Annotated in this window: 4 protein-coding genes; all 4 read left to right on the forward strand. The window is 60.2% G+C overall.

Going from position 1 to position 5,042, the window contains the following annotated elements:
• Positions 1-1,248 (forward strand): heavy metal translocating P-type ATPase (locus P792_RS39365; RefSeq protein ID WP_035440783.1); only part of this gene is annotated, 1,248 nt, incomplete at its 5' end.
• Between the two features lie 78 nt (positions 1,249-1,326).
• Positions 1,327-2,541 carry a TolC family protein gene (locus P792_RS34195; protein ID WP_023979796.1) on the forward strand — a complete coding sequence of 405 codons (1,215 nt, stop codon included), beginning with the start codon at positions 1,327-1,329 and terminating at the stop codon, positions 2,539-2,541.
• A gap of 95 nt (positions 2,542-2,636) precedes the next feature.
• On the forward strand, positions 2,637-3,701 hold the full coding sequence (locus tag P792_RS34200; protein WP_231867349.1) for an efflux RND transporter periplasmic adaptor subunit: 1,065 nt from the start codon (positions 2,637-2,639) through the stop codon (positions 3,699-3,701).
• 2 nt (positions 3,702-3,703) lie between these two features.
• A partial coding sequence (locus P792_RS34205) for an efflux RND transporter permease subunit (RefSeq protein ID WP_031241572.1) occupies positions 3,704-5,042 on the forward strand: 1,339 nt, incomplete at its 3' end.

Consider the following 5,042-nt stretch of genomic DNA (forward strand, 5'->3'; position numbering starts at 1 on the left):
ATCCATCTTGTAGAGCAGGCCGAGGAGGCACGCGCACCGACTCAACGGTTCATCGACCGCTTCAGCCGTTGGTACATGCCGACGATCGTCGTGCTTTCGGCGGTCGTCGTATGCCTTCCCCCACTGGCGTTTGCTCAGGCTTGGTCGGTCTGGGTTTATCGCGGGTTGTCCCTTCTGCTGATTGGTTGCCCCTGCGCGCTCGTCATATCGGTTCCCGCAGCCATAGCGTCCGCGCTGGCCCTGGGGGCACATAACGGGCTGCTCATCAAGGGAGGAGCGGTCATCGAGGCCACTGCGCGGGTGAAGACAGTCGCACTCGACAAGACTGGAACCCTCACACTGGGACGGCCTGACGTCACCGACATCATCGTGCTGGACAGCTTGCCCGAAACTCAGGTTCTTGCTGTCGCCGCCGCCGTTGAAGGCGCGTCCAGCCATCCATTGGCCCAGGCTATCCTGCGCCGAGCCCAGAGTAACGGGCCGGGTATCGACATTCCCGTTGCACAGGAGAGCAGGGCAATTCCCGGAAGAGGGGTGACAGGCCGCATTGACGGAATGGATTTCACGATCTCCAGCCCCCTTCAGGCGGTACGCGACGGCGCGTTGTCAGCTACTGACACCGCACGTGCCACCGAACTTGAGGCGGAAGGAAAAACCGTTGCCGTCTTGTATGGTGACAAGGCACTCGCGTTGATTGCCCTCCGTGACGAGCCGCGCGCGGACGCGGCAGAAGCCATGCGCCAGTTACGCAACCTCGGTATTACGCCGGTCATCCTGACGGGCGACAATAGCCGGACAGCCGCCGCGATCGCCTCAATGCTGGGGGCGCATTACAAGGCCGAACTGCTGCCGGAGCAGAAGTTGGCCGAAATACGGGCTCTGGCCGCGCAGGGCGGTGTTATGATGGTCGGAGATGGCATCAACGACGCGCCTGCACTCAAACAGGCAACTGTCGGGGTCGCAATCGGCTCGGGGACCGATGTTGCCCTGGAGGCAGCCGACGCCGCCATCCTGCGGAACAGAGTCTCCGATATTCCAGCGCTGATCCGCCTCGCCCGTTCGACCATGCGAAATGTTCGTCAAAATGTCTCGATCGCTCTTGGGCTGAAAGGAGTGTTCCTGATTGCCACCATCGCGGGGCTGACAGGGCTCTGGATCGCCATTGCGGCCGATACCGGGGCAACCGTTCTCGTCACCCTCAACGCGCTGAGGCTGCTGCGCTCCCGCAGCCTCGATGCAACATCGTAAAATATTATGAGAATTTTCAGTCGAATGTCCGTGTGTTGTGTTCGGTGTCGGTGGAAATCTGTGGCGGCGAGCCTCGCAATGGCTTTGGTGTCGGGTGGCGTGGCCACAGCCGACGATACGACAGCGATTCCCGCCACCTTGCATGATGTCATCGCAGCAGCATGGACGAATGATCCTGCCCAGAATGATCTCGCGACTCAGGAAGCTGGGGCAAAGAAACGCCAGCGTGCCGCGAAATCCTGGTTCGCAGGTGGGCCATCGGTCGATGCTCAATATTATGACGACAGACCCAGCGGCCGTAACTATGCGTACCGCACGACACAGGTGGGTCTCTCCGTTCCTCTCTGGCTGCCAGGACAAGGAACGGCAACTGAGCATGTGGCTGAAGCCGATGCACAGGCCGCTGTAGTACAGAAGGATGTCGCCCATATGGCGGTGGCCATTCGTGCCACGGATGCCATCGGGGCTGTCCTGCTCGCCGAGCGACGGCGATCTGCCATGGATTCCACACTGGCTGCGTTGCGACGCATGGCCAGGGCCGTGCGGGCATCGAGCCATGCAGGAGAAAGCACATCGGCGGAACAGCAGGCGGTGGATGCGCGGATCGCTCTTTCGGAAAGCGATCGCAATGCCATCGACGAGGAAGTCGAGGCCGGCCAGGCCAATCTGGATATTCTGACCGGCCATCCGACGAAAGCCGGTCTGTCGGAAATCGACACGCACTGGCCGCTATTCCTGCGAGCGACCGCGCGGCCATGGAGCGAGGCGAACGACCCGCGCGTGCGTGCGGCTCACCAGAGCGTCACGGTCGCCACGGAACAGGATCATCTTGCCGCTCACAGTTATATGCCCAATCCGGAAATCGGCGTCGGCGTGATCAATCAGGGCCAGTACGGTTCGCCATGGGACACGCAGGTTGGGGTCAGTCTCAGGATGCCGATCCCAAGTGACGTCACATCGGTTCCCGTGAGAACGGCCGCTCAGAGTGCGCTTTCCACCGCCATCCGGCAGGAGATCGCCACCCAGAGGACCGTCAGGGCCGAGATGGCGCGCGTCCAGGCACATCTGAAAAACACATCGGCCTCGATCGTCAGTACGGCTCAGGCCGCGCACGAGATGCTTGCGCGCGCGGACGCCATGGAGCGGTCGTGGCGATCCGGTGAAACATCACTCATAGAGGCGCTTCGTGCCCGCATGGATGCCTATAACGCCCTGCTGACCTTCAGCCAGGCCGAAATCGATCATCGCATTGCGATCGTCAGAACTGTTATCGCCTTGGGGTACATACCATGAGATCGACCTGTATCCTCGTTGTCGCAGCCCTATTCGTGGCTTTACCTCACCTGGCTTTGGCGGAAGAAACAGAGGGGTGGCAGCAGACCGTGACCATGGATGCAGAAGCCCGGCAGGCCGAGGGTCTTGAAACCGTCAAGGTTAAAAAAGGCTCCGTAAGACCCCGAATTCAGGCGATGGCGAGTGTAACGGAGAACATCGCGCGTTCCGTGTCCATACGGCCGGCAGGCGATGGCAAAGTCCGCGCGGTCTACGTCCTGCCCGGCCAGCAAGTCACCGTCGGCCAGACGCTCGTCTCCTATATTGATCACTCATTGCATGTCGTCGATCTCCAGCTTGCCCAGGCGAAAGCTAGTCTGGCCAGCGCCCAGGCCAACCTCGCTGATACTGCACTGGCGTACCGTCGTGGTAAGTCATTGGCCGGGGCCACAGTCTCCGCGGGCGAAGTGTCGCGTCGCCTTGCCGTGATGCACGAGGCGCAGAACGCTGTCCACTTTCAGGACGCTGCGGTCAAAACCCTGACCCATCGTCTTGAGGAAGAATTCACCTCGCCAACGGAACGGATCGTGGACTTCGAAAATTCGGTCCTGATCGCGCCGGTTGATGGCATGGTCGAACAGGTCGGTACGGCTGTCGATAATGATATTTCGCCCACAGACGTCGTAATCAGGATTACGAGTCTGGAAACCGTATGGGTCGTGGCTAACGTCCGCCCCGAAGATGCATCAGACATTTCAATTGGCACTGAGATGACGTTCATGCCCGTGGGAGCCGATCCCGCGCAAGCCGCGATGGCAAAGGTTCAGACCATTGAAGGTACTGCCGATCCCGAAACTGGGCTGGTGAAGGTTGTCGCGACATTTTCGGATCCGCGTCGGAGATTCCGGCCCGGCACCCAGCTCAATGCCTGGCTTCCTGCGCAGGAGCAGGCCAGCGGTCTGATCGTGCCGTCCGCCGCCCCGCAGAATGTCGACGGGCATATGGTGGTGTACCGGCAGACCGGCGCCGATACGTTTCAACCTGTTCCCGTTCGTGTGCTCCTCGAAGGGCCAGAGCAGAGCGTGGTGTCCGGAGATCTCAAGCCTGATGACACTATCGTCGCAAAGGGGAGCTTTACGCTCAAGGCGATGGCGCTTCTGTCCGGTCTCGATGGAGACTGAAAATGCTCTTTGAATTCTTCCAGAAGCAACGCTTTTTTGTTTTCGGTCTGATTTTTGCCCTCCTGATAACCGGACTGGCCTGTGTCGAAGGGCTTCCTGTCGAGCCTGTTCCCGACATTTCACCCCGCCAGGTCATGGTGACGGTTACTGCTCCCGGGCTTGCGACCGAGGAAGTCGAAAAGTTGATTACCTTTCCGGTCGAGACCAGTCTGACTGCTCTTCCGGGTCTCATTGATTTGCGCTCGGTATCAAGGACGGGTGTATCTGCGGTCTATCTACAATTCGACGATGCGACAGACATCGACTTGGACCGCGCACGTGTCGCCGAACGTCTGCCGGCCGCTCGTGAGAGTGTCGCCGTTCCGGGTGTCAGCGTTCAGATGGGGCCGCGGACGACCGGCATGGGCGAGATCATGCAGTTCCAGATCCGCGGACCTGGCTATTCGCTCCTGGACCTCAACCGCATCATGCACTGGACGGTCGCGCCTGAACTGAGACTTCTAGCGGGCGTGGCCGAGGTCAATATCAATGGTGGCGCGGAACAGACCTTTCAGGTCACGCTCGACCCGCTTCGGCTGCGTACCTACGGAGTCACGGTGACAGACGTCTATCAGGCAGTTGACCGTAATAACGCCTCGGCTGGTGGTGGCTGGATTGCCCACCAGGCCGAGCAGCAGGTGATTGTTGGCCGTGCCCTGGTCGGCGACCTGAATGATTTCGGTCTGATCCCGGTCAGAATCGGCCGGAACGGGCATGTCATCCGGGTCCAGGACGTGGGGAGTATCGCACTGGGTCCGCGGACGCGCCTCGGCGCGGCGACCCGGGACGGAAACGGAGAGATCGTCCGGGGCGCGGTAATGATGCAGGACGGAGCAAGCTCGAATGCCGTTCTTGCAAATATCCGCAAAGCACTTCCTGGTATCCAGAAGTTGTTGCCAGCCGGCGTGACGCTTGACCCCTACTATATGCGCTCGACGCTAACGGGAGAAACCATTTCCACCGTCAAGGAAAATCTCCTGATCGGCGCGGCTCTGGTGCTTGTCGTTCTTATCGTGGTTCTGGGTGACTGGCGCGCGTCGCTGGTCATTGCCTCCGCCATCCCCGCCGCGCTGTTGTCAGCCTTCATCGGCATGAGGGTTTTCGGGGTCTCGGCCAACCTGCTGAGCCTCGGCGCAATTGATTTCGGTATGATTGTCGACAGCTCTCTCGTTGTCGTCGAGCACTTCATGACGTTGAGGGAGGCTGAAGGCACAAAGCGTTCCATGCGGGACACAGCTATTGAAGCGGCGAAGTCTGTCGTCAGGCCGGTGACATTTTCGATTTTCGTGATCATTATGGTCT

It is taken from the genome of Asaia sp. SF2.1 (assembly GCF_000505765.1).
GTDB lineage: Bacteria > Pseudomonadota > Alphaproteobacteria > Acetobacterales > Acetobacteraceae > Asaia > Asaia bogorensis.

Coding starts and splice junctions, on each gene's coding strand:
- P792_RS34195 (WP_023979796.1), top strand. CDS start 1,327: ATGGCTTTGGTGTCGGGTGGCGTGGCCACAGCCGACGATACGACAGCG.
- P792_RS34200 (WP_231867349.1), top strand. CDS start 2,637: ATGGATGCAGAAGCCCGGCAGGCCGAGGGTCTTGAAACCGTCAAGGTT.